At 62.3% G+C, this 25,668-nt stretch carries 22 protein-coding genes; 9 read left to right on the top strand and 13 right to left on the bottom strand.

Features of this window, described 5'->3' with window-relative positions; genetic code table 11:
* Nucleotides 1-105 precede the first annotated feature (105 nt).
* A complete protein-coding gene (locus HPQ64_RS10495; protein WP_172888281.1) occupies nt 106-633 on the bottom strand; it encodes a gamma carbonic anhydrase family protein in 528 nt (175 codons plus the stop codon).
* Nucleotides 634-704: 71 nt separating this feature from the next.
* A complete protein-coding gene (locus HPQ64_RS10490; RefSeq protein ID WP_343035968.1) occupies nt 705-1,031 on the bottom strand; it encodes a DUF6949 family protein in 327 nt (108 codons plus the stop codon).
* 226 nt (nt 1,032-1,257) lie between these two features.
* On the opposite strand from HPQ64_RS10490, the gene HPQ64_RS10485 reads away from it, so the two are divergent.
* Nucleotides 1,258-1,968 carry a hypothetical protein gene (locus tag HPQ64_RS10485; RefSeq protein WP_172888279.1) on the top strand — a complete coding sequence of 237 codons (711 nt, stop codon included), beginning with the start codon at nt 1,258-1,260 and terminating at the stop codon, nt 1,966-1,968.
* 53 nt (nt 1,969-2,021) lie between these two features.
* On the opposite strand, the gene HPQ64_RS10480 is transcribed toward HPQ64_RS10485, so the two are convergent.
* Together HPQ64_RS10480 and cysE are read right to left on the bottom strand one after the other, a co-directional pair.
* On the bottom strand, nt 2,022-2,240 hold the full coding sequence (locus HPQ64_RS10480; RefSeq protein WP_172888278.1) for a DUF3126 family protein: 219 nt from the start codon (nt 2,238-2,240) through the stop codon (nt 2,022-2,024).
* A gap of 131 nt (nt 2,241-2,371) precedes the next feature.
* The gene (gene cysE, locus HPQ64_RS10475; protein WP_246270408.1) at nt 2,372-3,199 is read right to left on the bottom strand and encodes a serine O-acetyltransferase; all 828 of its coding nucleotides are present in this window, start codon (nt 3,197-3,199) and stop codon (nt 2,372-2,374) included.
* A gap of 180 nt (nt 3,200-3,379) precedes the next feature.
* Between cysE and HPQ64_RS10470 the strand changes: the two genes are divergently transcribed.
* On the top strand, nt 3,380-4,222 hold the full coding sequence (locus HPQ64_RS10470) for an enoyl-CoA hydratase (RefSeq protein ID WP_246270406.1): 843 nt from the start codon (nt 3,380-3,382) through the stop codon (nt 4,220-4,222).
* A 369-nt stretch (nt 4,223-4,591) separates the two neighbouring features.
* Here the strand turns inward: HPQ64_RS10470 and HPQ64_RS10465 are convergent, their stop codons facing one another.
* Nucleotides 4,592-5,461 (bottom strand): alpha/beta fold hydrolase, encoded by an 870-nt coding sequence (locus tag HPQ64_RS10465; protein WP_172888276.1) that lies wholly within the window; start codon nt 5,459-5,461, stop codon nt 4,592-4,594.
* Nucleotides 5,461-6,210 (bottom strand): alpha/beta fold hydrolase, encoded by a 750-nt coding sequence (locus HPQ64_RS10460; protein WP_172888275.1) that lies wholly within the window; start codon nt 6,208-6,210, stop codon nt 5,461-5,463. Before HPQ64_RS10460 ends, HPQ64_RS10465 begins: the two co-directional genes overlap by 1 nt.
* Before the next feature lie 202 nt (nt 6,211-6,412).
* Here HPQ64_RS10460 and HPQ64_RS10455 point away from each other — a divergent pair, with 202 nt between their 5' ends.
* The 5 genes from HPQ64_RS10455 (at nt 6,413) to HPQ64_RS10435 (ending at nt 10,492) form a co-directional block, all read left to right on the top strand.
* On the top strand, nt 6,413-6,658 hold the full coding sequence (locus HPQ64_RS10455) for a zinc-finger domain-containing protein (protein ID WP_172888274.1): 246 nt from the start codon (nt 6,413-6,415) through the stop codon (nt 6,656-6,658).
* Nucleotides 6,659-6,706: 48 nt separating this feature from the next.
* Nucleotides 6,707-7,885, top strand: coding sequence for an FAD-dependent monooxygenase (locus tag HPQ64_RS10450; RefSeq protein ID WP_172888273.1), 1,179 nt, complete (start codon nt 6,707-6,709; stop codon nt 7,883-7,885).
* Nucleotides 7,886-7,994: 109 nt separating this feature from the next.
* Nucleotides 7,995-8,756: a competence/damage-inducible protein A gene (locus HPQ64_RS10445; protein WP_172888272.1), complete on the top strand. Its 762-nt coding sequence runs from the start codon at nt 7,995-7,997 to the stop codon at nt 8,754-8,756.
* A gap of 32 nt (nt 8,757-8,788) precedes the next feature.
* Nucleotides 8,789-9,298, top strand: a complete 510-nt coding sequence (gene gpt, locus HPQ64_RS10440) for a xanthine phosphoribosyltransferase (protein WP_172888271.1) — start codon at nt 8,789-8,791, stop codon at nt 9,296-9,298.
* A 534-nt stretch (nt 9,299-9,832) separates the two neighbouring features.
* Nucleotides 9,833-10,492, top strand: a complete 660-nt coding sequence (locus HPQ64_RS10435; protein ID WP_246270404.1) for a L,D-transpeptidase — start codon at nt 9,833-9,835, stop codon at nt 10,490-10,492.
* Nucleotides 10,493-10,562: 70 nt separating this feature from the next.
* Here HPQ64_RS10435 and sfsA read toward each other — a convergent pair whose 3' ends face one another.
* From sfsA to HPQ64_RS10405, 6 genes are all read right to left on the bottom strand, one after another.
* Nucleotides 10,563-11,270, bottom strand: coding sequence for a DNA/RNA nuclease SfsA (sfsA, locus tag HPQ64_RS10430; RefSeq protein ID WP_172888269.1), 708 nt, complete (start codon nt 11,268-11,270; stop codon nt 10,563-10,565).
* 25 nt (nt 11,271-11,295) lie between these two features.
* The gene (locus tag HPQ64_RS10425; RefSeq protein ID WP_343035965.1) at nt 11,296-12,741 is read right to left on the bottom strand and encodes a TrkH family potassium uptake protein; all 1,446 of its coding nucleotides are present in this window, start codon (nt 12,739-12,741) and stop codon (nt 11,296-11,298) included.
* Between the two features lie 153 nt (nt 12,742-12,894).
* A complete protein-coding gene (locus HPQ64_RS10420; RefSeq protein WP_343035964.1) occupies nt 12,895-14,340 on the bottom strand; it encodes a TrkH family potassium uptake protein in 1,446 nt (481 codons plus the stop codon).
* Nucleotides 14,341-14,646: 306 nt separating this feature from the next.
* Nucleotides 14,647-15,918: a porin gene (locus tag HPQ64_RS10415; RefSeq protein WP_172888268.1), complete on the bottom strand. Its 1,272-nt coding sequence runs from the start codon at nt 15,916-15,918 to the stop codon at nt 14,647-14,649.
* Between the two features lie 528 nt (nt 15,919-16,446).
* Nucleotides 16,447-17,355, bottom strand: a complete 909-nt coding sequence (locus HPQ64_RS10410; protein WP_246270402.1) for a 4-(cytidine 5'-diphospho)-2-C-methyl-D-erythritol kinase — start codon at nt 17,353-17,355, stop codon at nt 16,447-16,449.
* Between the two features lie 6 nt (nt 17,356-17,361).
* Nucleotides 17,362-19,176 (bottom strand): tetratricopeptide repeat protein, encoded by a 1,815-nt coding sequence (locus HPQ64_RS10405; RefSeq protein ID WP_172888267.1) that lies wholly within the window; start codon nt 19,174-19,176, stop codon nt 17,362-17,364.
* 370 nt (nt 19,177-19,546) lie between these two features.
* On the opposite strand from HPQ64_RS10405, the gene ppdK reads away from it, so the two are divergent.
* Complete coding sequence (gene ppdK, locus HPQ64_RS10400) at nt 19,547-22,231, top strand: pyruvate, phosphate dikinase (RefSeq protein ID WP_172888266.1); 2,685 nt, start codon at nt 19,547-19,549, stop codon at nt 22,229-22,231.
* Between the two features lie 5 nt (nt 22,232-22,236).
* Nucleotides 22,237-23,184 (top strand): ArgK/MeaB family GTPase, encoded by a 948-nt coding sequence (locus HPQ64_RS10395; RefSeq protein WP_172888265.1) that lies wholly within the window; start codon nt 22,237-22,239, stop codon nt 23,182-23,184.
* Between the two features lie 102 nt (nt 23,185-23,286).
* Here the strand turns inward: HPQ64_RS10395 and HPQ64_RS10390 are convergent, their stop codons facing one another.
* The gene (locus tag HPQ64_RS10390; RefSeq protein WP_172888264.1) at nt 23,287-25,548 is read right to left on the bottom strand and encodes a putative bifunctional diguanylate cyclase/phosphodiesterase; all 2,262 of its coding nucleotides are present in this window, start codon (nt 25,546-25,548) and stop codon (nt 23,287-23,289) included.
* Nucleotides 25,549-25,668: the final 120 nt, after the last annotated feature.

Raw genomic sequence — 25,668 nt, 5'->3', positions numbered from 1 at the left:
CCACCCTTATCACGGCCGGGCTTGAGAGCCGGTCCTTCGGGACCGGCTCTTCCAATTCGGTATAATCGAATTTCGTTGTCGCCGGGGGCCTGAGCGAAACGCGGATCAGATTTCGATGAGATCCGCCTGAAAACGGCGCCAGTTTCCGACATATCCCGCAGCGGAGGCTTTCAGCCCGTCGATCGCTTTTTCATCGAGCGTCCGAACGACTTTCCCCGGCATGCCCACCACCAGGGAACAATCCGGTATCACCTTTCCTTCGGGGATGAGGGAATTCGCGCCGATCAGGCAGTTCCGGCCGATTTTTGCACCGTTGAGGATCGTCGCTCCCATGCCGACCAGCGAGTTGTCGCCAATGGTGCAGCCATGCAGGATGACATTGTGGCCGATCGTGCAGTCATCGCCGACCGTCAGCGGAAATCCCATGTCGGTGTGCACCACGCAGCCGTCCTGCACGTTCGTACGTTTGCCGATGGTGATGCGTTCGTTATCGCCGCGAAGGACCGCGCCGAACCAGACGCTCGCCTCTTCCTTCAAAAGGACGTCGCCGATCAGAACCGCCGAGGGCGCAATCCAGCACTCCCCGCTTTCCGGGAATTCGGGCCGAATGCCCTCAAGGCTGTAAATCGGCATTATTCATCTCCCTCAGGCGGTTGCATCTTCGACGGCCACCACGCTCCGTCCGTTCTCCACGCGCGGTTCAGTCAAAACTGGCTTGCAAAACCAAACGCGAACTGCAGGACGACGAGGCCCGAACAGATGCTCCACATGCCTGCGATCGTCGATGAGGCGACGAGCCATCCGATGGGACGGTGCTCGATGCGCCGTCCGCGAATTGCGTTGCGCATGATGATGAACGGCCCGGCGAATATGCACATCAACAATGACGAAAAACCCTTGAGCCACGTCTCGAGCTGCAGCGCAAATTTCGGCGGTTCCCCGGTAACAAGCTGGTAAAAACTTCCCAGGATGCCGGCCGCCACAAAGCCTGAAGAGCCGATATACGCCGCGATAAATAGCTCGGACAACACGGGTTAACTCCTTGTTTACCATTCCATAGAAAGCTGAAGAATGTGTTTCAAGGGGTCAAGTGCAATCGGCGTGCCGCTTTCGCTGTCCCGTTAATAAGCAGTTAATCATGAATATCGGCCAGGATCCGAGCACATATCGTTCCCAATTTGACACAAAATACGCCGCAACCGCCCCGAAAGGCCCTGCGGTGCCATCTATTTGTTGCGCATTCGCGGAAAGCCTCTGATGGCCTCGGTCACGCTCCCCCGCTCTGCCGGCAGCCTTTCGGGAAGGTTCACGGGCGTCGTCATCGCGCTGGCGATGGTTGGCACGGTGGCCATTCTGTTGAAAATCGGCGCCTGGCTCGATTATTCCGGCGTGACATCCACATGGACGCAGAACCAGCGGGCGATCACGATCAACCTCGCCGGCCAAAGGCTCGAAATTCCGGCCAATATGATTCGTGAGCGGGCGCAACGCCAAACAGCGATAAAGCTGGAATCCATCGAACTGGCCGTCGTCTGGCCGGAGATGACGGGGTATGAAGCGCGCCTGGCCTCCGCCTTTACCGATACCGGTGTCACATCGCCCAGAGTGCTGATTTCGCTTCAGGCCGATCGCAGAACCGCCGGCACCTATCAGCGCCTTGAGACGGTCTACCGCTTGCTTGCGAGCGGACCGGCGACAGAAGGCGAAGACGGGCTTTCCCGATTGCCGCTTTCGCAAGCCGAAAGCGATGCGAGCGACTTCATAGCCTATTCGCCGCCCGAGGAAGCCTTCGCGGCTCGCTGCTTCGTCCCCGCCGACACGCGGCTATCGGCCGAATGCCGGCGGGAATTCAGGGTCGGGCCGGACCTGATGGCAAGCTACAGGTTCAGGCCCGTGCATTTGAAGGATTGGCGCGTCCTTGACAGAAGCATCGCCGCGCTGGTCGCTTCTTTTCGCAAGCAGCAATAAAAAAGCCCGGTCAGACCGGGCTTTTTTTCGAGACTGCCGCCGCCGTTAGCTTGTCAGCTTACCTCGTCAAGGTCGATTTCCAGGATCGCCATCTGGAAATTCCAGCTCAGATCCTCATCCTCATCGTCGCGGAAGATCACGCCGATGAACTCCTCGCCGATGTAGACTTCGGCGGAATCGTCCTTTTTCGGACGAGCGCGGACCTGAAGCTTGGGCGTTTCGAATTTCTGTTTCAGATAAGCTTCGATCTTGCGGATTTCATCGGGCTTCACGGTGCGCCTCCATCGTCGGTTTCAAGGTTGGAAAGGATGGCGCGACCCTACACGTTCGTGGCGCGCTGCCAACCGGGTCGACCACCTTTTCCAAGCCTCGTGTTCAAAAACCGGGCATTACGGAGCAGGCGTCAGCTCTCACCGGACCCCAGAAGCTGATCCATCGAGACCGAAGGTTCCGCGCATCCCGCTTCGCCGACGACCTTGGCCGGCACGCCGGCAACGGTCGAGTTGGGCGGAACGTCCTTCAGCACGACCGACCCGGAGGCGACTTTCGAGCAATGGCCCACCTCGATGTTGCCAAGCACCTTCGCACCCGCACCGATCAGCACGCCATGGCGGATCTTTGGGTGGCGGTCGCCAGACACCTTGCCGGTGCCGCCGAGCGTCACATTTTGCAGGATCGAGACGTTGTCCTCAATGACCGCCGTTCCGCCAATCACGACGCCGGTGGCATGATCGATGAACATGCCGCGCCCCATCGGCACGCGCGGATGCACATCCACCTGGAAGACTTCCGAGGATCTGCTTTGCAGGTAAAGCGCGAAGTCCTCGCGCCCCTTGCGCCACAGCCAGTTGGCCAAACGGTGCGTCTGGATCGCGTGGAAGCCCTTGAAATAAAGCACCGGCTCCAGAAAGCGCGTGCAGGCCGGGTCGCGGTCGTAAACGGCGGCCATGTCGGCGCGGAATGCCGCGCCGAGCTGCGGTTCGTCGGCCAACGCCTCCAGATACGTCTGGCGGATCAGGCTGGCTGAAACGACAACATGCCCGAGGCGTTCCGCGATCCGATGGATGACGGCTTCCTCAAGCTGGTCGTGGTTCAGCACGGTTTCGTAAACGAAGGACGACAGTGCCGGCTCGGAAGCCACCATCGCGTTCGCTTCCTCGCGTAGCCGTTCCCAGACCGGGTCGTGGCGCGAAAGGTTTACCGCACCGGCAGGATTCGAAGTTTGCGGCATGGGCGACACTCCTTCTAAAGCCATGCGCATTTGCGACTAACATAGGCCAATCATCCCCCAAACCAAGCGAAAAGGGTTTCTTTTCTCTTATCCCTCGGTTCGGGCCCGAAATCATGCCGCCTCGATCATCTGACGAATTGACGATCGCCGCCCACCGCGGCCCAATGCCCGGGCAATTCGATGCCCAACCTGGAACCGACCATGCCCCCTTCCCGCACGTCTTCCACACCGGAGCAGAAACCGGGCCGTATCGCAGCCGCCGTAGAGGGGCAGGTCGGGTGGATCACGATCAACAACCCCTCGCGCCGGAATGCCGTGACGCTTGCCATGTGGGAGGCGATCCCGAAGGCCGTGAGCCGCCTTGCGGGTGAAGACGCCGTGCGCGTCATCGCAATAAAGGGGGGCGGAGAGGAAACCTTCGTCGCCGGAGCGGACATTTCGGAATTCGAGACCGTTCGAAGGGATGCCGCATCCGCAAGAGCCTACGAGGAGGTGAATGCCGCCGCCTTTGCAGCCTTGCGCGACTGTCCGAAGCCGACGGTCGCCATGATCCGGGGGTTCTGTCTTGGCGGCGGACTTGGCCTTGCCGCAGCCTGCGATATCCGCCTCGCGGAAGCCGGCAGCCTGTTTGCCATCCCGGCGGGCAAGCTCGGCGTCGGATATCCGCCGCAGGCCGTGCGCGACATTGTGAAGCTCGTCGGCCCGGCCCGCGCGAAGCTCCTGTTCTACACGGCGGCTCGCATCGACAGCGAAGAAGCATTGCGCATTGGCCTGATCGACCGTGAGGTCGCGGCGGGAACGTTTGATCTCGAAATCGCGCGCTTCCTCGAAACGGTCGCCGGCCACGCGCCATTGACGCTGAAGGCGGCCAAGGCGGCGATCGATGCCGTCAGCGGCGATCCGCTAGATGCCGATTGGGATAGCGTTCAGGCCGCGGCGGACGCCTGTTTCGACAGCACCGATTTCGCCGAGGGGCGCAGCGCGTTCATGCATAAGCGTACGCCGCGCTTTTCGGGCAGGTGATACCGTGGCGCCCCGATCCCGATGACCCATGCCATAGTGCCTCTTGTTTCGCAAAACGGCGTGCCTTGCTGGCAGGCGCGGGCTATCCGGTTAATATTTCAAGCATTTTTCACTTGATGGATATCAACGTCCAGTAACGGGACATTTACGCGAAAAACACGCCAAAGCGGCATTGAAAGCACGTTTCGAAATTAGGGGCCCCCGGCAAGAGTCGAGCGGCGGTTCTTGAATCAATCTCTCAAGTTCGCAGGCCGAAATTGAATCGGATTCTGAACTTCGGAAGGTCGCTGCAAATAATTCAAATGACTCTGCGTTTTCAGTTGATTGAATCAATTTATCAACGAAACGCAAGCTGATGAAATGCCCCGCTCAGGCCGCCTGGAGGCGCGTCAGAAAGCCGATCACCGCATCGGCGAAAGCATCGTTCTTGTCCCCGGCCACCATATGCCCAGCCCCTTGCACATCCTTGAATTCGGCATGCGGGACGAGCGAAAGGAACTCGTCGACGTGATCGTCGGTGACAAGCTCGGAGCGCTTGCCTCGAACAAGAAGCGAGGGAACGCGCAGCGCCTCCGCCGCGGCCACAAGGTCTTTCTCCAGCCTGGCCGGATCCGCATCGTCGGCATGCCGGCTTTCAATGAATTTCGGGTCCCAGTGCCATCGGTAACGCCCGTCTTCGTGCAGGCGCAGGTTCTTCTTCAATCCGTCGAGTGTGGAGGGGCGCGCGCGGTGCGGCAGGTAGCTTGCGATCGCATCCGCGGCCTCTTCCACGGTCGCGAAGCCCTCATGCATGCGTTCGGCCATGAAGTCGATGATTTTCGAAACGCCGTTCGGGTCGACCCTTGGCGTGATGTCCACCAGAACCAGCGCCGAAAGGGTGCCGGGCCTGAGTTTGCCTTCGGCGAGCATACCGGCAATGCCGCCAAGCGATGCCCCGATAACAATGGGACGCTCGCCGGTCTCCTCGAAGATCCGGTCCGACATGACGATGACGTCACGCGCGAAATCGGCAAAGGCGTATTTGCCCTCTGGCTCCCATTCGCTGTCGCCATGGCCGCGCTGGTCCGCCGACCATGCCTGCAAGCCGCTTTCGGCCAGATGCCTGCCCGTCGCATCCCAGGCGTGCCGTGTCTGCCCGCCGCCGTGAAGCATCAGGACCGGGCGCCCTGACGAGCCGTATTTGTCCGCGACAAGGCGGTTACCATCGGCGCCAATGAACTCCACGCAGCCTGCCTCCATCAGCTTTCCTCCAGGAACCGGCGTACACCGGCTTTATAGACCTTGTCGCCAACGGCGAGCATGTGGTCGCGCCCCGTGATTTCAAGCACTTGCGCATTCGGCATGAGCGCCGCAAGATCCTGTGGCGAGCCTGCGATATCGTCCTTCGTTCCGACGGCCACCAGCACCGGCTGCGTGATGCGCGAAACCTCCTCCTCGCTTATTTTCTGTCGAGAGGATCGCATGCAGGCGGCAAGCGCCTTACGGTCCGATTTTGTCTGGTCCGCGAAGGCGCGGAACGCCCGGCCGGTCTTGTCGGTCACATCCGAAAGGCTCTTCGCCTCCAGCGCTTCGGCGATCGGCTCCGGGCTGCCGACACCGGAAATCATGCCGTAGCCAAGCCCGCCGAAGATCACGCGTTTCACCCGTTCGGGATGATTGAGCGTCAGGAACGCGGAAATCCTCGCTCCCATCGAATAGCCCATCACATCGGCGGTCTCGATACCGAGATGGTCGAGCAGGCGAAAGGCATCCTCGGCCATGGTCGGCGCGCCATAGTCCGCCGGGTCATGCGTACCCTCGCTTTCGCCATGACCGCGATTGTCGATCGCGATCACCCGCCGCCCGTCCTTCACCAGCATGTCCACCCAACCGGTATAGACCCAGTTGACGTTGCGGTTCGAGGCGAAGCCATGGATCAGCAGGATAGGTTCGCCCTCGCCTTCGTCGAGATAGGCGATCCTGAGGCCGTCGGAGGAAAAGCTCGGCATGACGATCCTTACGTTGACGTAAACGGCAAACTGGAGGTTTCGTAAGATAATAGCTGATGGCGAATTAGGAAAGCCCGGAAAGAAATGGATCGGGGGCGGGACGAGATCGCGAAAAAACGATCCTCGCCCTCTACCCAAGGCGGCGCGGCATCGGTATTGTCCGCCCGAAAGATCAAGACACGCAACACGGGCAGTGACATCCATGGCGGACAAGGTCGTCCCTCATTTCCAGAACGATCGCGGCATAGAAGTGATCGAAATCGGCGCGAAGGAATTCCAGTGCATCGGGGCAAGGCCGCCCTACGATCACCCGCATGTCTTTCTCGACATGGGCAAGGATGAAGAGATCGTCTGCCCCTATTGCTCCACGCTCTACCGTTTCAACGGGAAGCTTGCGGAGTATCAAGCGGAGCCGGAAGACTGCCTCTGGTCGCCGGAGGCTGCCTGAGGCCGCGCCTGAGCCTTCGGCAGAGCGACTCCACGCGGAGCCCGGCACATGAGCGATACTCCAATCCTTATCGCCGGAGGCGGCATAGGCGGCCTCGTTGCCGGCCTCGCCATCGCCTCTTCGGAGCGGCCGGTCACGATTGTCGAGCGCGCGGGAAAGCTTGAGGCCGTCGGCGCGGGGCTTCAGCTTTCGCCGAACGCGGTTCATGTCCTGCGCGGTCTCGGCCTTGAAAAAGAGATACGGGCCGTCGCCTTCCGTCCCGAAGCCATAAGGATCATGTCCGCGCGTTCGGGCAAGGATGTCGCGCGCGTACCCCTGGGCGATGTCATCGAGCAGCGCCACGGCGCGCCTTACCTCCTGATTCACCGCGGCGACCTTCAGAATATCCTGCTTAGCGCCGTCGAGGCACATTCCGGCATTAACTTGCGCCTCGGCGCGTCCGTTCGCGATGCGAAGCAGGACGAGGCCGGCGTCATGGTCAACCTGGAAACGCTGGAAGGCAGCGATCATCTCCGCGCCGGGGCCCTGATCGGAGCCGACGGCGTCTGGTCGACCGTACGCCGCCGCGTGATGAAAATGCGCCAGGCGGCGTTTACGGGGCGCACGGCCTATCGCGCCGTGGTGCAGATCGACGATGTCCCCGCCGGATGGCGCAATTGCACGGGCCTTTGGCTGGGTGCGAAAGCCCATGTGGTGCACTATCCCATCAGGGGCGGGGCGATGTTCAACATCGTCGCCATCGTCCAGGAACAATGGGATGAGGAAGGCTGGTCCACGCCGGCCGACAAGAACAAGCTCCTGCCGCGGTTCGCCGACTGGCCGAAAGAGCTCGTGCAACTGCTCGATCTTCCGGAGAGCTGGCTTAAATGGGCGCTTTGCGCCATGGAACCCGGCGATATCCGGGTTGAAGGGCGGGTGGCGCTTCTTGGCGATGCGGGACACGCCATGCTTCCCTTCGTCGCGCAAGGGGCGGCGATGGCGATCGAGGACGCGGCCGTCCTCGCCTCCTGCCTGCAGGCGGCGGATGACGTTGCCTCGGGCTTTTCGGAGTACGAGGAAGCACGGCGCGAACGCGTGGACAAGGTGATGCGCACGGCAAGCGACAACGATCGCATCTATCACCTCGGCTATCCGGCTTCGCTTGCGCGCGATGCGGTGCTTGGCCGCATCACGGTGGAAAAGATGCTTTCCCGCTACGACTGGCTTTTTGGCTGGAAAGCGGAATGAGCGGGCGTCACATGTGACGCATCCGTCTCTTGAGCCCGGGCGCTGCTTCCGGTAAAGGGATTTGCTCTTGTTTCCGGCAATGACGCCACGATCGGGGAAAGCGAAGGGCATGAGCAAGGATCAGGCAGCCGGACAGGATCGGGACCCCGTCACGGCCGGTTTTCTCGTCATCGGCGACGAGATCCTTTCCGGTCGCACCAAGGACAAGAACATCGGCTATCTGGCCGAATACCTGACCGAGCTTGGCATCGACCTTGCCGAGGCGCGCGTGGTGCCTGACGTCGAGGAGCGTATCGTCGAGGCCGTCAACGAACTGCGCGCCCGTTACACTTATGTGTTCACGTCCGGCGGCATCGGGCCGACTCATGACGACATCACCGCCGATGCTATTGCCAAAGCCTTCGGCGTCGCGATCGATTTCGACCCGCGTGCCGTGGCGATCCTGAAAAACTTTTACCCTGAAGGTCAGTTGACGGAAGCGCGCATGAAAATGGCGCGCATCCCGCAAGGCGCAGATCTGATCGAAAACGCCGTCTCGAAAGCGCCGGGCTTTCGCATCGGCAATGTTCACGTGATGGCGGGCATCCCCTCCATCATGCAGGCCATGCTCGACGCCATCGCGCCAACGCTCAGGACGGGACGCAGGATGCTGTCGCGCACTGTCGACGCCGACCTTCCGGAAAGCCGCATCGCCGGAGCGCTGAAGGAAATCCAGGACACCCATCCCGGCGTCATGATCGGCTCCTACCCCCGCTCGGTCGATGGCCGCTTCAGCACCCAGGTCGTGGTTCGCTCGCGCGACGAGGACCTTCTCGCCCGCGCAGCAAACGCGGTTGCCGAAGCCGTCGCCGCCGCCCTCAAGTCAACATAACCGCCAGTTCCCTGCACCGCCGGAAGAAACCAATGGAAAACCCGCAACAGCAAAAAGCCTTCCCCGTATCCTGGGACCAGTTCCACCGCGATTGCCGGGCGCTCGCCTGGCGCCTGTCGGGACAGGGCAAGTGGGAGGCGATCGTCTGCATCACGCGCGGCGGCCTTGTACCGGCGGCCATCGTGGCGCGCGAGCTTGGCATTCGCCTTATAGAAACCGTCTGCATCGCCTCCTACCACGAGTATGACGAGCAAGGCTCCCTCAGGGTCATCAAGCCGATCGACCCGAAGGTCGTCAAGCTGGATGGCGGCAAGGGCAAGGCGGTGCTCGTCATCGACGATCTGACCGACACCGGCAAGACAGCGAAGGTCGTGCGCGACATGCTGCCCGAAGCCCACTTCGCCACCGTCTACGCGAAGCCCACGGGCCGGCCAATGGTCGACACTTTCGTCACCGAGGTTTCGCAGGATACCTGGATCTATTTCCCCTGGGACATGGGCTGGCAGTTCCAGCCTCCGATCTCCCACGACACCGCCGGCTGACATGCGTAAGGCGTCAGCCTCACGATAACTTGAGCATGAGTCATTACCGCGGCTCCTCACGTTGAGGTAAACGACGGTAATGATGTTGCGCCTCATCCGGATTCCTGTGCTCAGATTGGTGCTGCTCGCGCTCGTCGCCGCGCATCCCTTCATGATTGGCGCGGCGCAGGGGCCAATATCGGGCTCAGAAGTGATGACAGAATTTATGGCGGCAACATCTTCGGTCGTCTCCTCGCTTTCGGGTCACAGATTCTGTCAGGGCAAGTCATGCCTTGATGTCGTAACCTTGGCCCGGGAACTCGCCACAGCGCGCCCTCACCTTCGGAATGTCTTTTACGGCCACGGCGTTTCCTTCCGCGAAGAGGCCGTACGATTCGCGGATACCCCGCCTCCCCGGCATCTTCTTGCCTGACGCTTGCTGCCCGGAAGGAGGAAGCTGGTCGCCGGCGGAAGATCAACCCTGCATTTCCCGCTTTGCCGCTTCCCTGCCGCAATTGGCGAATTGATTGCGCCCCTATGCAACGCAGAGACATCATGACGAACACGAATTCCATCAGCCGGCGCCACTTCCTGGCCGGCGCTTCGAGCCTCATGCTGGCGGGCTGTGCCGGCACCCAGCAACGTGCGCCGCATTCTCCCGCCGAAGATCCCTATTACCTGACCATGTACGGCCCAATCCCGGACGAGGAGTTTCCGGTTCCCGCCGTTGACCTGAAGAAGGTCGATCCGGCTTATTACCGCCGCGTGGTCGATTATCCGACGCCGGAGCGCGCCGGCACGCTCGTAGTCGATACGCCGAACCGCTACCTCTATCTCGTGATGGAAAACGGCAAGGCGCTGCGCTACGGCTGCGGCATCGGCCGCGACGGTTTTTCCTGGGGCGGGCGCGCGCGGATTGCCTACAAGAAGGCCTGGCCGACATGGACGCCGCCTTCGGAAATGATCGCGCGCCAGCCGGAACTGGAGAAGTTCAGAAACGGAATGCCTCCCGGCCTGCAGAACCCGCTTGGCGCGCGCGCGCTTTACATCTTCGAAGGCGGCCGCGACACGCTCTATCGCGTGCACGGCACCATGGAGGAATGGTCGATCGGCAAGGCGGTGTCCTCCGGCTGCGTCCGCCTTCTCAATCAGGATGTGATCGACCTTGCCTCGCGCGTGCCCAACGATACGCCGATCGTCGTGCTTCAGGCCTGAATTCCGCTGGCGGGCCGAAAAACCTCAGTCCCTGAAACATAATCGTTTCAAAGGCTGAGGCTTCATGCATCTACCCCTCGTCGATCCGCACATGGCGGTCGGCGATGATTTCCTCCGGCGAAATGCTGCAGCCGATGGCATGGATTTCCACGCCGCGTTCGCGGGCCGTGTCGAACGCCTCGCCATAGGCCGGGTCGATGTCGCGGGCGAGCCTCAAGACATCGCAGTCCGGCCGCTGGACCAGATAGACCATTGCGGCGCGGTGACCTTCGGCGACCATATCGCCCATCTCGACCAGATGCTTCGCCCCGCGCGCGGTCACCGAATCGGGAAATTCCGCAAGCCCGCCTTCACGCATCAGGTGGACGTTCTTGACCTCCACATAGGTCCTGGCGCCATCATCGCCGGTCAGCAGAATGTCGATGCGCGAGTTCCTGCCGTATTTCACCTCGCGTTTCAACTCCGCGAACCGGCTGAGCGCTTCTATGCGCCCGGCCTTCAGCGCCTCTTCGACAAGGCCGTTGGGATGGGCGGTATTGATGCCAACGAGCGCGCCATCCGCCTCCACCAGTTCCCAGGAGAATTTGAGCTTGCGCGCAGGATTGTCCGAGCGTGACAGCCACACGCGCGCCCCCGGTGCGTTCAGCCCCAGCATGGAGCCGGGGTTGGCGCAATGCGCGGTAATTTCCTCCCCCGATTCGTCAAGCACCACATCGGCCAGAAACCTTTTGTAGCGTTTGACAAGACGGCCGGAGACGAGTGGAGCGGGAAATCGCACGAAGATACCCTCCAGGGAAAAAAGTTCAGCGCGACCAGAAATCCGGATCGAGCAGAATGATGACGGTGAAAAGTTCAAGGCGCCCGATCAGCATGGCGAACGAAAGGATCCATTTCGCCCCGTCCGGGAGTGGCGCGAAGTTGCCGGTGGGGCCGATGATGGGGCCGAGGCCGGGGCCGACGTTACCCACAGCCGTTGCCGCCGCAGAAAGCGCGGTGACGAGATCGAGGTCGAAGGTCGACAGGATCAGCGTGAAGATGCCGACCGCACCCATATAGACCACGAGGAACGCGAGCACCGAAAAAGACAGCTCCGACGTCAGCCGGCTTGCGCCGTATTCCTCCGAAATGACGCGGTTCGGCCGCACCATCCGCCGCAGATGCGCGCGCACCGTGCCGAAGAAGACGAGGAAGCGGAACACCTTGATCCCGCCCGTCGTCGATCCGGTGCAGCCGCCGACGAACTTCAGCAAAAGCGCCAGCACGACGATGGGCGCCCCCCAGGTCGTATAGTCGCCATACGCGTAGCCCGTGCCCGTGACGACGGAGATCATGTTGAAGGTCGACATCAAAAGCGCATCGTCGAACGGCACACGATGCTTGACGCCAAGGTAAATCGTCACGCAAAGCGAAACGATGATGACGAAGCCCATGAATGCGCGCACCTGCGGGTCGCGCCAAAGCATCAGCGGCTGGCCCCTGAGCGCCTGAATCAGAAGCACGAAAGGCAGCGCGCCCACGATCATGAAAAGCACGGCGAACCACGCCGTTGCCGGGTTCTTGAAATAGCCGAAGGACACGTCGTGGGTGGAATAGCCACCGGTGGCGATCGTCGTGAAAGCGTGGTTGATGGCGTCGAAAGGAGACATGCCCGTCCCCCAATAGGCGAAGATACAGCATGTTGTCAGAAACAGATACGACAGGCCGATCAACCGGATAAGCTCGACCGAGCGCGAGACGATCTTTTCGCTTCGGTCGGAGCTTTCCGTCTGGAAAAGCTGCATGCCGCCGATCCTCAGGAACGGCAGAAGCACGATCGCCATGACGACGATGCCCACGCCGCCCATCCATTGCATGAGCGAGCGCCAGACCAGAAGGCCGGGGGGAAGCGAATCGAGCCCGCTCAGCACCGTCGATCCGGTCGTCGTGAAACCCGACACCGCCTCGAAGACAGCATCGGCGTACCCCACGCCAAGCCACAGGAACGGAAGCGCGCCGAAGGCCGGCAGCGTCATCCAGGCAAGCGTCGTAAGCACGAAGGTCTGGCGCGTGTTGAGCCCTTCCGAAAGCGCCCCGCCGAGCGCCACGGAAAGGAGAAGGCCGATGAGACCGGTGATCAGTGCCGAGAAGATGAAGGCCTGCCAGTCGGCGTTTCGCGCGGCAAGGTCCACCACGGCCGGAATCAGCATCGCCGTTGCAAGACCCACGTAGAGAAAACCGAGGATGTTGAGAACAGGGCGAAGCGAGAGCACGTGGCGGTCGTCTCAGGTCCGGATTGAAAACGCTGTCAAGGGGCGGCACCTTAGGCCGGTGCCGGATGGAGGGGCAAGGCGCAAACGACGCAATGCAACTGCAATGCGCGAATAATTGCGCAAGCGTTGCGCTAAAGACGCTCGAACCAAGCCTTACCGCGACCAGAACTCGGGATCGAGCAGCACGATCACCGTGAACAGCTCAAGACGGCCAAGCAGCATGGCAAGAGACAGCACCCATTTGGCATCGTCCGGCAGGGAGGAGAAATTTCCCGCCGGACCGATGATTTCGCCGAGGCCGGGACCGACATTGCCGATGGCCGTCGCAGCCCCCGTGATCGCCGTCAGGAGATCGAGGCCGAAGAAGGTCAGCAGCAAGGTGATGATACCGACGGAGCCGAGATAGGCGACAAGGAAGGCAAGGACCGAAAAGGCAATGTCCGGCGTCACCCTCGTTCCCATGTAGCGTGTGGAAACGACGCGGTGCGCGCGCACCATCATGCGCATGTGGTTGCGCAGCGTACCGAAGAAGATGATGAAGCGGAACATCTTGATCCCGCCCGATGTCGATCCCGTACAGCCGCCCGAAAACGTGAGCACAAGCGCGATGCCGACGATCGGCGCGCCCCAGGCCGAATAATCGCCTAAGGCGAAGCCGGTGGTGGTGACGATAGAAGTGAAATTGAACGCCGTACGCAAAAGCGCTTCATGCAGGCCGATCTTCAGGTGAAGGCCGAGATAGACCGCCGCCACGAAGGAGATGACCGCCAGCATCGCGACGAGTGCCCGCACCTGTGCGTCCTGCCAGATCAGCAGCGGCCTCCCGCGTATCGCCTGTATCAGGATGCTGAAGGGAAAGGCGCCGGCAAGCATGAAGACGACACATACCCACGCCGTCAGGGGATTGGTGAAATAGCCGAAGGACGCGTCATGAGTGGAATAGCCACCGGTTGAAAGCGTCGTCATGGCGTGGTTCACGGCATCGAAGGCATCCATGCCGGTGATCCAGTAAAGCACCGCGCAAAGCGCCGTCAGGCCCACATAGACCAGCGCGATAAGGCGCACGAGATCGGCAGAGCGCGCAACCACCTTCTCGCCCTGGTCGGAACTTTCGGTCTTGAAGAGCTGCATGCCGCCGACTTGCAGATAAGGCAGTAACACCAGCGCCATGACGATGATGCCGACCCCGCCCATCCACTGCAGGACCGAACGCCAAAGCAAAAGGCCGGGCGGCAAACCATCGAGGCCCGTCAGGATCGTCGAACCCGTCGTGGTAAACCCCGAAACGGCTTCAAACACAGCGTCGGTGTAGGAGATCCCGAGCCAGAGAAACGGCAGCGCACCGAACGCCGGCAGCACCAGCCAGGCGAACCCCGTCAGCAGAAACGCCTGGCGGATCGTCAACCCTTCCTTCAGATAGCCTGAACAGGCGACGGCGAGCAGCAGGCCGCAAAGAGATGTTGCAAGTGCTGAAATGACAAAGGCCTGCCAGTCCGGGTTGCGCGCTGCCACGTCAACGGCTGCCGGCAGCAGCATCCCGGCGCCAAGGCCGAAAATCAAAAGCCCGAGGATATTGAAGACGGGACGAAGGTTGGGCACGAACCGGACGCGATTGCTGTTCCAGATGAACGCCGGCCGAACCCGGCGGAAACCGGTTTACACCCGGCGATGTTAGATCGCCAATGGTTTTTGCAGCGCCGCATTCCAGGATACGCCCGGGTCGAACGAAAAACCGAAAATCCAGGCCCGAAAGATCCCCCTGATAAGGGGAGGCCCGCTGGGTTGGAAGCCAGCGGGCCTGATTGACTGAAAAGAGGCTCCGGCGCTCAGGCCGTAATTTCCCTTTTCAGGTTTTCGGACCCGGCGGAGGAATGCCGGGTCGCGAAGTCTTTTTCGTCAAGCGGATCAGAACGTGCGCTGCACGCGGATCGCGGCGGTCAGCTGGTCGCTGTCCTCGATGGCGTTCCCACCCCAGTCACGGTAGGTGTAGTTCAGCTCGGCGCCGATGAGGAAGCCGCTGGCCGGGCTCCACACCAGGTTGCCCTGGACCGAGGTCGTCTCGAGATCGAGATTGTTGCCTTCGGAAACATCAATGTCGGTGTAGTTGACGTTGAAGTTCGTGCTCCAATGCGACGTCCAGTTGTGGGTGAAACCACCGCCGATGGAGAAGGCTTCGGTCAGCTCGATGTCGCCGCTGGCGTCGATCACGCCGTCGGTCAGGTTCGGCACGCCGGAGACGATGTAGCCGGAAGCACCTTCACCGTAACCAACCTGGAAAGCGATCTGGTCGCCCGGAGCGATAAACGGCGTGTTGATCAGCACACCACCGGCAATGCCCCAACCAAGCTCGGACTCGGTGCCGAAAGCGGCGCTGGAAGCTTCATCGTTCCACACCTGGTGCAGGACACCCATGAGCTGAGCAGAACCCCAACCCTGGTCGACGCGCAGGTTGGCGACGAAGTCCGGCAGGCGATGTCCGCCGTAGCTGTCGCCGATACGACCGGCGCCTGTCGTCGTGTACTGCAGAGCAGTGTTCGTCGCAACAGCGATGTTTCCGCGGTTCTGCAGGCCATCTTCAACCGAAATCGTCGCCGAGAAGCCGTTCCCGAAGGACTGCGTGTAAGCGAAGAGGTTGGTGGTGAAGATGTCGGTGCCGCCCCAGGACTGCGGGATGGCGAAGGTGTAACCCGTGAAGAACTCGAACATGGAGATCGCGCGGCCGGCGGTCAGGCCACCGAACTGAACGAAGCCGTACTCGAGGGTCGGCGTGGTGCCGGACGTGCCGGTTTCGACCTGGTTGTGCAGCGAAACGTAGGTGCGCAGCAGGCCATATTCGGTCTGGGTGCGGGCGTCAACGCGGATGTAACCGCGAGCGCGGAGCTGCGTGCTGTTCTGGTCGTTCGTCTGGAAGCCCGTGCCATTCAGCACGGTCTGGTCACCCAGCCGGTTGCGCGGAGCGTCGTCAGCGAAGTTGCGGAAGCGGAACTCCGTGCGCAGACGGCCGCCGACCTTGAGGCAGGTCTCGGTGCCCGGCATATAGAAGAAGCCCGAGCCATAGGCGTCGCAGACGCGGACGTAATCGACCGGCTCCGGAGCGGCCGGAAGATCGGCTGCCTGGGCGCCCGAAGCGGCAGCGGCAGCGGCCGCGGCGCCGAGAAGGATGCTCTTGATGTTCATGTCCTGACCTTTTCGATCATATTCAGTTGCTGTTGCACGCTTTTGGCGGCAAGCGCTGCCTAACGCGATGCGAAAGAGCCCGCTCCCCGCGAAGCTCATGGCGTTTTGTAGTCAGCTTATGCGTGCCGTTGCAATCACCTTGAGCCGCTGGACGTTGTGTATGAGGGGGGCTGTTGCTCCATTGCAACAAGGCATCGTGCTGCTACACGCACATCACGTCGCAATCACGGATATTTTATTTTTGGCGCGATTTTATATAATCATTTGAAAACGTTACGGTCGACCTTCTCTCTTCCGACTCACCCATCGAGGCGCGCGCCAGTTTTACGTAGCGGGATAATTGGTGCTGAGAAATCTCACGCGTTTGTGTATAAGCACGCGGTTTCATGCACGGCGCCCACGTTGATGAGGCATGTTCGCGAAATGCGGGAAGGTTGAAGGATCTGGAATCGCCGATCGAGGCTTGCCATGGCCTGTGCCCGCGCCAGAATCGAAGAAGCGATATATGAGGAGCTTGACGACGAAACGTCAGGTAATACGACCGGCGGTCGCCCACCAGTGCGGACGGGAGACCGCGATTCTGGCCGACAGCGCTTCGGCTTTCGCAACGTCCCAGGTCAGGGCGAAGCAGGTTGCGCCGGAACCGGACATGCGCGCGAAAGCCACCTCCCCTTGCGCATCCAGCATGGAAAGCACTTCGGCGATCCCGGGTGCAACGTCCATTGCCGCTTCCGCAAGGTCGTTGCGCGTTCCGTGAAGCCAGCCGATGAGATCGTCGAATTCCTGGAAGCCTGCGGCGGGAACATCCGGCAGGGGTTGATTGTCCCGTCGCCTGAGCGCCTGAAAAACCTCCGGCGTCGGCACTTCCACGCCCGGATTGACCAGTACGATGCCGCACGCGGGCATTGTCCTCACTGGATCGATGATTTCGCCTATGCCCGAAACTCTTGCCGGCACGGACAAAAGGCACATCGGCACATCCGCGCCGAGCTTCAGCGCCAACTGCAATAACGCGCTATCGGAAATGTCCAGCGCCCACACGCGCCTCAGAAGGCGCAAGGCCGCCGCCGCATCCGCCGACCCGCCACCGATTCCCGATGCGACCGGCAATATCTTTTCGAGCGTCAACGAGATTTCGCCAGAATCGCGCCCCGCGGCTTCGGCCAGCAGGCGCGCCGCTTTCATGACGAGGTTGTCGCCTCTCCCGCTGCAGGGCAGCGCATGCTCGTAAGGCCCGGCGACCGTCAGCCCGCTCCCGTCACGCGAAATCGACACCACATCGCCGATATCGGGGAACACGACGAGGCTGTCGAGGAGGTGGTAGCCGTCGCCGCGCTGCCCGGCCACATGAAGCGCTAGATTGACCTTTGCCCTTGCAATTTCCGCCGCCGGCATGCCTCCGGCATCCAATGCGCCAGTGCCTCCTGCCGCCTGCATGTGCGTTTAGCCGCCGTTCTTCTTCTCCGGCTCGGTGACCGCGCCGTTTTCCGTGTTCGCTTCGCTCAGGCCGTTTTCGATCTTGTCGAGGATCTTCGCCAGGTCCTCTTCCTCCGGCTTCAGGTCGCGCGCGTGGTTCCACTGGAAGCGTGCCTCGAGCCTGCGTCCAACCTGCCAGTAGGCGTCGCCCAGATGGTCGTTGATGATCGGGTCCTCGGGGCGGAGTTGAACGGCCTTTTCCAGTTCCACCACGGCCTCCTCGTAGCGGCCGAGCCGGAAATAGGCCCAGCCCAGGCTGTCCACGATATAGCCGTCCTGCGGGCGAAGCTCCACGGCCTTGCGGATCATGCCGAGCGCCTCGTCGAGCTTCAGGCCGCGGTCGACCAGCGAATAGCCGAGGTAGTTGAGAACGAGCGGTTGATCGGTCGAAAGCGCAAGCGCCTTGCGGAAATCGGCCTCGGCCGCATCCCATTCCTTTACGCGCTCATAGCAGATGCCCCGGTAGTAGTAGAGCGTCCAGTTCCGCTCCGCCGGATCGGCGTCGATCGTGGCGATGCCTTGCGAATAGGCTTCCCCCGCTTCCTCGAAAAGCTGATGGGCGCGTAAAACGTTTCCGAGCGCGGTAACGGCTTCCAGGTCGCCCGGATCGCTTTCGACGAGCTTTTGCAGGTGCGCGCGCGCTTCATCCAGATTGTCGAGGGAATTGAAATTGAGCCCGACCTGGATTTCCGCATCCCGCTTCAGAGGCGATTTGTCATCCACCCGTTGCAGGAGTTCGATGGAGCGGGCCTGATCGTCGATCCGCTGGAAGAGGTTGGCGAGCGCGATCAGCGCGATATCGGCCTTGGGGTCGAGATGGATGGCAAGCTGCAGGTAGGCCGCCGAAAGTTCTTCGCCGCCGTCGCGGCCAAGCGCGGCGCCCAGCCCGTAGAGGACTTCGGCGGCGCCCCGGTCGTGCGCATCGACCATTGGCGCAATCTCGCCGCCCTCTTCGATCCCGGCCCTGAGCTCGCGCATGACAGGGTGCCCGGGAATAATCTTGCGATAGCCGTCGATCACCTTGAGCGCGCCGGCCGTGTCGCCTGCCCTGGCCCTCGCCCGCGCCAGCGCCTCGACCACGCGGAGCGCGCCGGGGTCAGCCGCATAGGCGGAGTTGAAATTGTCGAGCGCGGCGTCGCTGCGCCCGGCGAGTTCCTGAATCAGCCCGGCATGGTGGGTGGTGAAGACGTTGAACCAGTCCGGTCCGTCAAGGGCGGCGATTGATTCAAGCGCAAGATCGGTCTTGCCCTGTGCCGCAAGCGCCCATGCTCGCACGAGGCGGCCCGTAAGCTCCGCCAGGGGCCCGCGCGTGCCCCGGTCCAGCAACTTCACGGCCCGGTCGAAATCCTGCATGTGGATGGCGTCCGCCGCGAGCGCGATACGGGCTAGGAAATGGTCGGGCTGGTCGGCGGTCAGCCGTTCGGCGAGGTCGAGCGCGCGGTCGATGTCTCCATTGGCCACATGTAGCACGAACGTCCGGTCGAGCAGAAAGGCGTTGCCGGGGTCGGAATCGAGCGCTTCTTGAAAAAACGCCGCGGCATTCGCGATATCGCGGCTTTGCCCGGCCAGGCGGCCTGAAAGATAGCTGCCGCTGAGCGTGATCGGAAGCCCTTCCGCCGTGCCGATTTCATCCGCATCGTTCACTTCCGCTTTCAGCGGTGATGGCGCGCAAACGATGAGCGCGCCCGCAAGTGCGGCGGCGCCTGCGCCGAGCAGGAACCCTTTCAGGCGTTTGCAGCCGGGGGCGCTCGGGCTGGTCGTCGAGAAGGAGGCACGCGTCATCGGCACATTCGTCCATTCGTTGTCTTCGGCGCCCGTGAGGATGGTCAGGCCATCGGGAAACCGGATTGGAGCGGCGTTGAGGCCGACTCGTAGATAAACCTGAGTTTCAATGACCGCCCAGCATGGCGTCAATGTGGCCTTGTGGCCCGCGTCGATCAAAATCGGTAATATGATCCGCCTGACTCGCGCAAGTTCTTCATTCCTTTGAATTTTCGCCGGTTCTTTGGGCAAGCGGGTTTCAAAAAGTTTTGCAAAACGACTTTGTTTCCCGCACTGCATCATTTAAGGGATGACGCATGGTAGCGGCGATTGCTTGAATTATGAATGCTGGCATTGCCGGAAAATGCTTGGCCATACGGGGGCGGACCAGATGACGAAGTGGGTCTACAGCTTCGGGGACGGCAGCGCGGAAGGAACGCGCGACATGCGCGACCTGCTCGGCGGCAAGGGCGCGAACCTTGCGGAAATGAGCAGCCTCGGCCTTCCCGTCCCGCCCGGTTTCACGATCACGACCGAAGCCTGCACCTGGTATTACTCCCATAACGACAGTTACCCGGAGGGCCTGGATAACCAGGTAGAGGCGGCTCTTCGCGCCGTAGGCAATCTGACCGGCCGCCGCTTCGGCGACAGGGACAACCCCCTTCTGGTGTCCGTACGTTCCGGTGCCCGCGTTTCCATGCCGGGCATGATGGACACGGTCCTCAACCTCGGCCTCAACGACGAGACGGTGCCGGCTCTCGCCAAGGCTTCCGGCGACGAGCGCTTCGCTTACGATAGCTACCGCCGCTTCATCCAGATGTATGCCGACGTTGTCATGGGGCTCGACCATCACGCGTTCGAGGAGGTGCTTGAGGAGTTCAAGGACGGCAACGGCCATTCTCTTGACACCGAACTCACCGCCAGGGACTGGCAGGCGGTGATCGAGCGATACAAGAAGCTTGTGGCCGAAGAACTCGACCGGCCTTTCCCGCAAGATCCGTACGAGCAGCTCTGGGGGGCGGTCGGCGCGGTCTTCGGCTCATGGAACAGCGCGCGCGCCATCACCTACCGCCGGCTGCACGATATTCCCGGCGACTGGGGAACGGCCGTCAACGTTCAGGCGATGGTGTTCGGCAACATGGGCGAAACCTCGGCCACCGGCGTTGCCTTCACACGCAACCCGTCGACGGGCGAAAACGCGCTTTACGGCGAATTCCTCGTCAATGCGCAGGGCGAGGACGTGGTTGCCGGTATCCGCACCCCGCAGGACTTGACGGAAGCCGCACGCGCGGCGAGCGGAAGCGAGGCTCCCTCGCTCGAAGCCATCATGCCGGAGGCTTTTGCCGAATTCATCGCTATCTGCGGCAAGCTCGAAGCCCATTACCGCGAAATGCAGGACGTGGAGTTCACGGTCGAGCGCGGCAAGCTGTGGATGCTCCAGACCCGAACGGGCAAGCGCACTGCCAAGGCCGCGCTCAAGATCGCCGTCGACATGGCGGGCGAAGGCCTGATCACGCCGGAGGAAGCGGTCATGCGCGTCGATCCGGCAGCACTCGACCAGCTTCTCCATCCGACGATCGACCCGAAGGCCAAGCGCGACATTATCGCCTCCGGCCTGCCCGCCTCGCCGGGTGCGGCGTCCGGCGCTCTGGTGTTTTCCTCCGACGAGGCGGAAGAGGCGAAGGCCGCCGGCCGCAAGGTCATTCTCGCGCGCGTGGAAACAAGCCCGGAAGATATTCACGGCATGCACGCCGCCGAAGGCATCCTGACGACGCGCGGCGGCATGACGAGCCACGCCGCCGTCGTCGCGCGCGGCATGGGCAAGCCATGCGTATCGGGCGCAGGGCAGCTGCGGATCGATTATCGCAAGGGCACGATGATGTCGGCCGGGCGCACCTTCAACAAGGGCGATGTCGTCACCATAGACGGTTCGACCGGCCAGGTGCTTCTGGGTGAGGTGGCGATGCTCCAGCCCGAACTCTCGGGCGATTTCGCGGCTCTCATGGAGTGGGCGGATAAAGTACGCCGCATGAAGGTGCGCACCAACGCCGAAACGCCGGCCGATGCGCGCGCCGCGCGCGGCTTCGGGGCGGAAGGCATCGGCCTTTGCCGCACCGAGCACATGTTCTTCGAAGGTGAGCGCATCGTGTCGATGCGCGAGATGATCCTGGCGGAAACGGAAGCCGGACGCCGCACCGCCCTTGCCAAGCTTCTGCCGATGCAGCGGGCGGATTTCGTCCAGCTTTTCGAGATCATGCAGGGCCTTCCCGTCACGATCCGCCTGCTCGACCCGCCGCTGCACGAGTTCGTGCCCCATACGGACGAGGAGATCGCCGAGGTCGCCGCCGCGATGCAGGTCGATCCGGAGCGGCTTCGCGAGCGCGCGCTTCAACTTGACGAGTTCAACCCGATGCTCGGCCATCGCGGCTGCCGCCTGCTCGTCACCTATCCGGAAATCGCGGAGATGCAGGCCCGCGCCATCTTCGAAGCCGCGGTCCAGGCCGGCAGGGCGACGGGCTCGCCGGTGACGCCGGAAATCATGGTCCCGCTCGTCGGCATGAAGGCGGAGCTAGATCTCGTTCGCGGGCGTATCGACGCCATGGCCGAGGAAGTCGCGAAGGAAACCGGTACGAGGATCGAGTATCAGGTCGGCACGATGATCGAGCTTCCGCGCGCCGCCCTGCGTGCCGCCGAAATCGCCGGCAGCGCGGAGTTCTTCTCCTTTGGCACCAACGACCTCACTCAAACCACCTACGGCTTGTCGCGCGATGACGCGGCCTCCTTCCTCGGCGCCTATCAGCAAAAAGGCCTGATCGAGCAGGATCCCTTCGTAACGCTCGACCGGGAAGGTGTTGGCGAACTCGTGCAGATAGCGGCGGAGCGCGGGCGCCGGGCGCGCCCCGGCATCAAGCTCGGCATCTGCGGTGAGCATGGCGGCGACCCGGCCTCCATCGCGTTTTGCGAGGAAGTCGGCCTCGACTATGTCTCCTGCTCGCCCTTCCGCGTACCGATCGCCCGCCTCGCCGCGGCCCAATCCGCATTAAAGGCCGCGGCGAAGGCAAAATCCGGCGATTGAGCGGCATGAAGCGAAGGCCGCAATCGCTTGCGGAATTGCGCGCCGGCGGCAAGGCGGGTCTCGCTCGCGCGCTTTCGGCCATCGAGACGGAAAATGGCACGGCGGAACTCGCGGCCTTCCTCGATGAGGCGGCTGTCGACCCGCTAGGCACCGTCATCGGCCTCACCGGCCCGCCCGGCGTGGGCAAATCCACGCTGACGAACGCCCTCATCGCAATTTTTCGCGGGCGCGGCGAAACGGTCGGCATAATCGCGGTCGACCCCTCCTCACAGGTTTCCGGCGGCGCGCTTCTGGGTGACCGTACAAGACTTCGCACCGATCCCGAGGATACCGGCGTCTTCGTGCGCTCCATGGCCGCGCGAGACCGTCTTGGCGGGTTGTCGGACCATGCAGTTGCCGGCATCGCGCTCATGCGTGCCGTGATGGACAGGGTGATCGTGGAATCGGTCGGCATCGGCCAGTCGGAGGCCGATGTCGCCTTCGCCGTCGACACGGTAATCCTTTGCATCCAGCCCGGTTCCGGCGACAGCCTGCAATTCATGAAGGCCGGCATCATGGAACTTCCGGATGTCGTCGCCGTCACCAAGGCGGACATGGGGGCGCCCGCACGCCGCGCCCGCGCCGACGTGGAAGGCGCGCTTTCGCTCGCGCGGCTTTCGGACGACCGGCCTTCCCCGGAGGTCGTCATGGTTTCGGCGAACGACGGGACGGGGCTCGATGAGCTCGTCGCGGCATGTGATGCGCATTCGGCGGCGTCCCGGTCGGGTGGAGAGCTTGACCGCCGCCGCGCCGCGCAACACCTGAAATGGGTGGAAGATGCCGTGAGAGATAGTTTCGGGCGTCGCGCTGTCGAAATTTGCGATATTCCCTCGGAACTCGTGCGGAGCGAAGGCCCGTTCACGGCGATCCTGCGGCTGGAACGGGCGCTGGACGAGCGCCTGAAAGGCGAGTGAAAACCTTATGAAGAGCGGCAAGGTGGCGGGGTTTCCCGGCCCGCTCGTCGCCTGTCTTCCCGTCTCCCGTCGGCACGGCGCGGTCCGATGCGTGGAAAGAGATCACGCGTGCTTGCGCGTTTCCACGTGAATGTACTCCTGACGCCCGAGACGGATTTCCACCTCATCGACCTCGTCGGCCGGCACGGGGCGGGAGAGAAAATACCCTTGCAGGCGGTCGCATTTCGTCAGTCGCAGGAACGCGGCCTGATGCTCGGTCTCGATGCCTTCGGCGACCACCGACATGCCCAGCGCCTCGCCCAGGTTGATGATGGTGCCGAGGATCGCGGATGCATGCGGCGAGGTTTCGAGCCCTGCGATGAACGCGCGGTCGATCTTCAGCGTGTCGAACGGGAACTGGCGCAGGTAGCTCAGGCTCGAATAGCCGGAGCCGAAATCGTCAAGCGCAACGCGGATTCCCTTTTGCTGTACCCTCTGCAGGGTCTGCAGGACCAGCGGATCCTCGTTGGAAAAGACGTTTTCCGTCACCTCGATTTCCAGACGGTGGGGGTTGAAACCCGTCGCCGAAAGGATCGACGTCAGCCGCTCGATGAATTGCGGGTGACGAAACTGGATCGGGGAGATGTTGACCGCCAGCTTCAGGTGCGGCCAGCGCACGGCATCCCGGCAGGCGCGCCTCAGAACCCACAAGCCTAGGTCGTTGATCAGGCCCGTTTCCTCCGCCAGCGGAATGAAGCTTGCCGGGCTGATCTGGCCGCGCGACGGGTGGTTCCAACGCACCAGCGCTTCGACGGCCAGGATCTTGCGGCCGTTGATCGTCGTCTGCGGCTGATAGACGAGCGAAAGCTGGTCGTGGTCGATCGCACGGCGCAACTCGCGGGCCAGGTTTTCGCGCGCCCGTACCTGCTCTTCCATGGCGATAGTGAAAAAGGTGTGCCGGCCGCGCCCGTTCGCCTTGGCGGAATAAAGGGCGATGTCGGCCTTGCGTAGAAGTTCGCCCATCGATGCGCCGTCGTCGGGGGCGACGGCCGCGCCGATGCTCAGGCTCACGTAAAGATGCGTGTTGCTGGTGTACATCGGCGAGGCGAATCGGTCCTGGATACGCTTGAGAAGGTCGTCAAGCTCGTCGCGATCCTGGCAGTCGGGAACGAGCAGCGCGAATTCGTCGCCACTAATACGCGCGAGCAGCGCGCCTGAGGGCACGATCACACGAAGCCGGCGCGCCGCCTCGCAGATCACCTCATCGCCGGCGGCATGGCCAAGCGTGTCGTTGATGTCCTTGAAGTGGTCAAGGTCGATGTAAACCACGCCCAGCAGGCGGTCCGCGCCGCCTCCCTCCGACAGCAGTTCCTCGAAGCGCTTTGTCAGCAGGTCGCGGTTGGCGAGCCCGGTTAGCCCGTCGTGCAGGGCGGCGAACTTGGCGCGCGATTCGCTCTCCGCAAGCCGTTTCGTGCTCTGGCGCGTGTAGATCAGGACGGCGGTCGTCAGGATGGCGATAGCGAAGGAAAGGAACGTTAGGACGGGGGTGACGCTTTCCAGGATGTCGGCGCCCGGGAGTTGCGGCTGCCAGGCGATATGGCCGATCGCAATTCCCGTCGGCGCATCGATTTCGAGCGCGGTCTCGTTGGAATGCGGCAGGCCGCCGATGTGCATGTTGAGACCTTCGATCCCGGTCATGATCGAAAAGTCTTCCAGCCGCAGGCCGGACAGCACCTTGACGCTCACCAGGACAGCCGGCGCATGGCGCTCGCCGGCGACACCATGCAGCTTGGGCGATATGGCCGTCACGCTGACGAGCGCCGGCTTGCCTTCGATGGCCGCATAGCCGGTTTCGTAGATCGATTGGGCACGTCCGTCGCGCGTCGGCATGAAGATGTCGCGGCCGAATTCGTCGCGCGCGAACTGGATGATGAAGCGGGCGCGCGTGCGCGCGACGAGGGGCAGGATCTGGGCCAGGAACTCCTCGTCGCCGAAGCCGACCGTCATCGTGCCGCCGCGCGAATAGTAGATCGGGCTGCGGTTCTCGCCGATGATCAGCGTATGGTCGTGGCCGTAGCTGTCGAAGAGGCGCTGGCCGATGTTCACATGCAGCCATGTCGGGTCGAAGGAGCGCCCGCGCGTGCTGAAATAAGCTGCGTCCCAGACCGCGGCACTTTCCTGCTCCTTGGCGAGAAGGTCCGCCTGGAGTTGCAATCCGCTGAGTATAAGATTGCTTTCGTTCTCGAGTGCGGAACGATCGGCGGTGCGCGATGTCCAGAATATCAGGACGACGGCGAGGACAACCGTAAGCAGAACCACGCCAACCACCGGAAAGAGGATCGCGTTTGCCAGTCTGCTGCTGTTTTGACGCCTGTCCAGATTCATAAGGTCAATGGCCCCCTCAGCCAAACCATCGCCGCATCGGCTTAAGAATTTGCCGACAAGGATAGTTAAGCACCCGTTTATATTGAAAAATTCCGGAGTGAGTCGGAAGGGTTGAGCGGC

It is taken from the genome of Hongsoonwoonella zoysiae (assembly GCF_013266695.1).
Classification (GTDB): Bacteria; Pseudomonadota; Alphaproteobacteria; order Rhizobiales; family Stappiaceae; genus Hongsoonwoonella; species Hongsoonwoonella zoysiae.
This window is presented reverse-complemented; position numbering and strand designations above follow the sequence as displayed.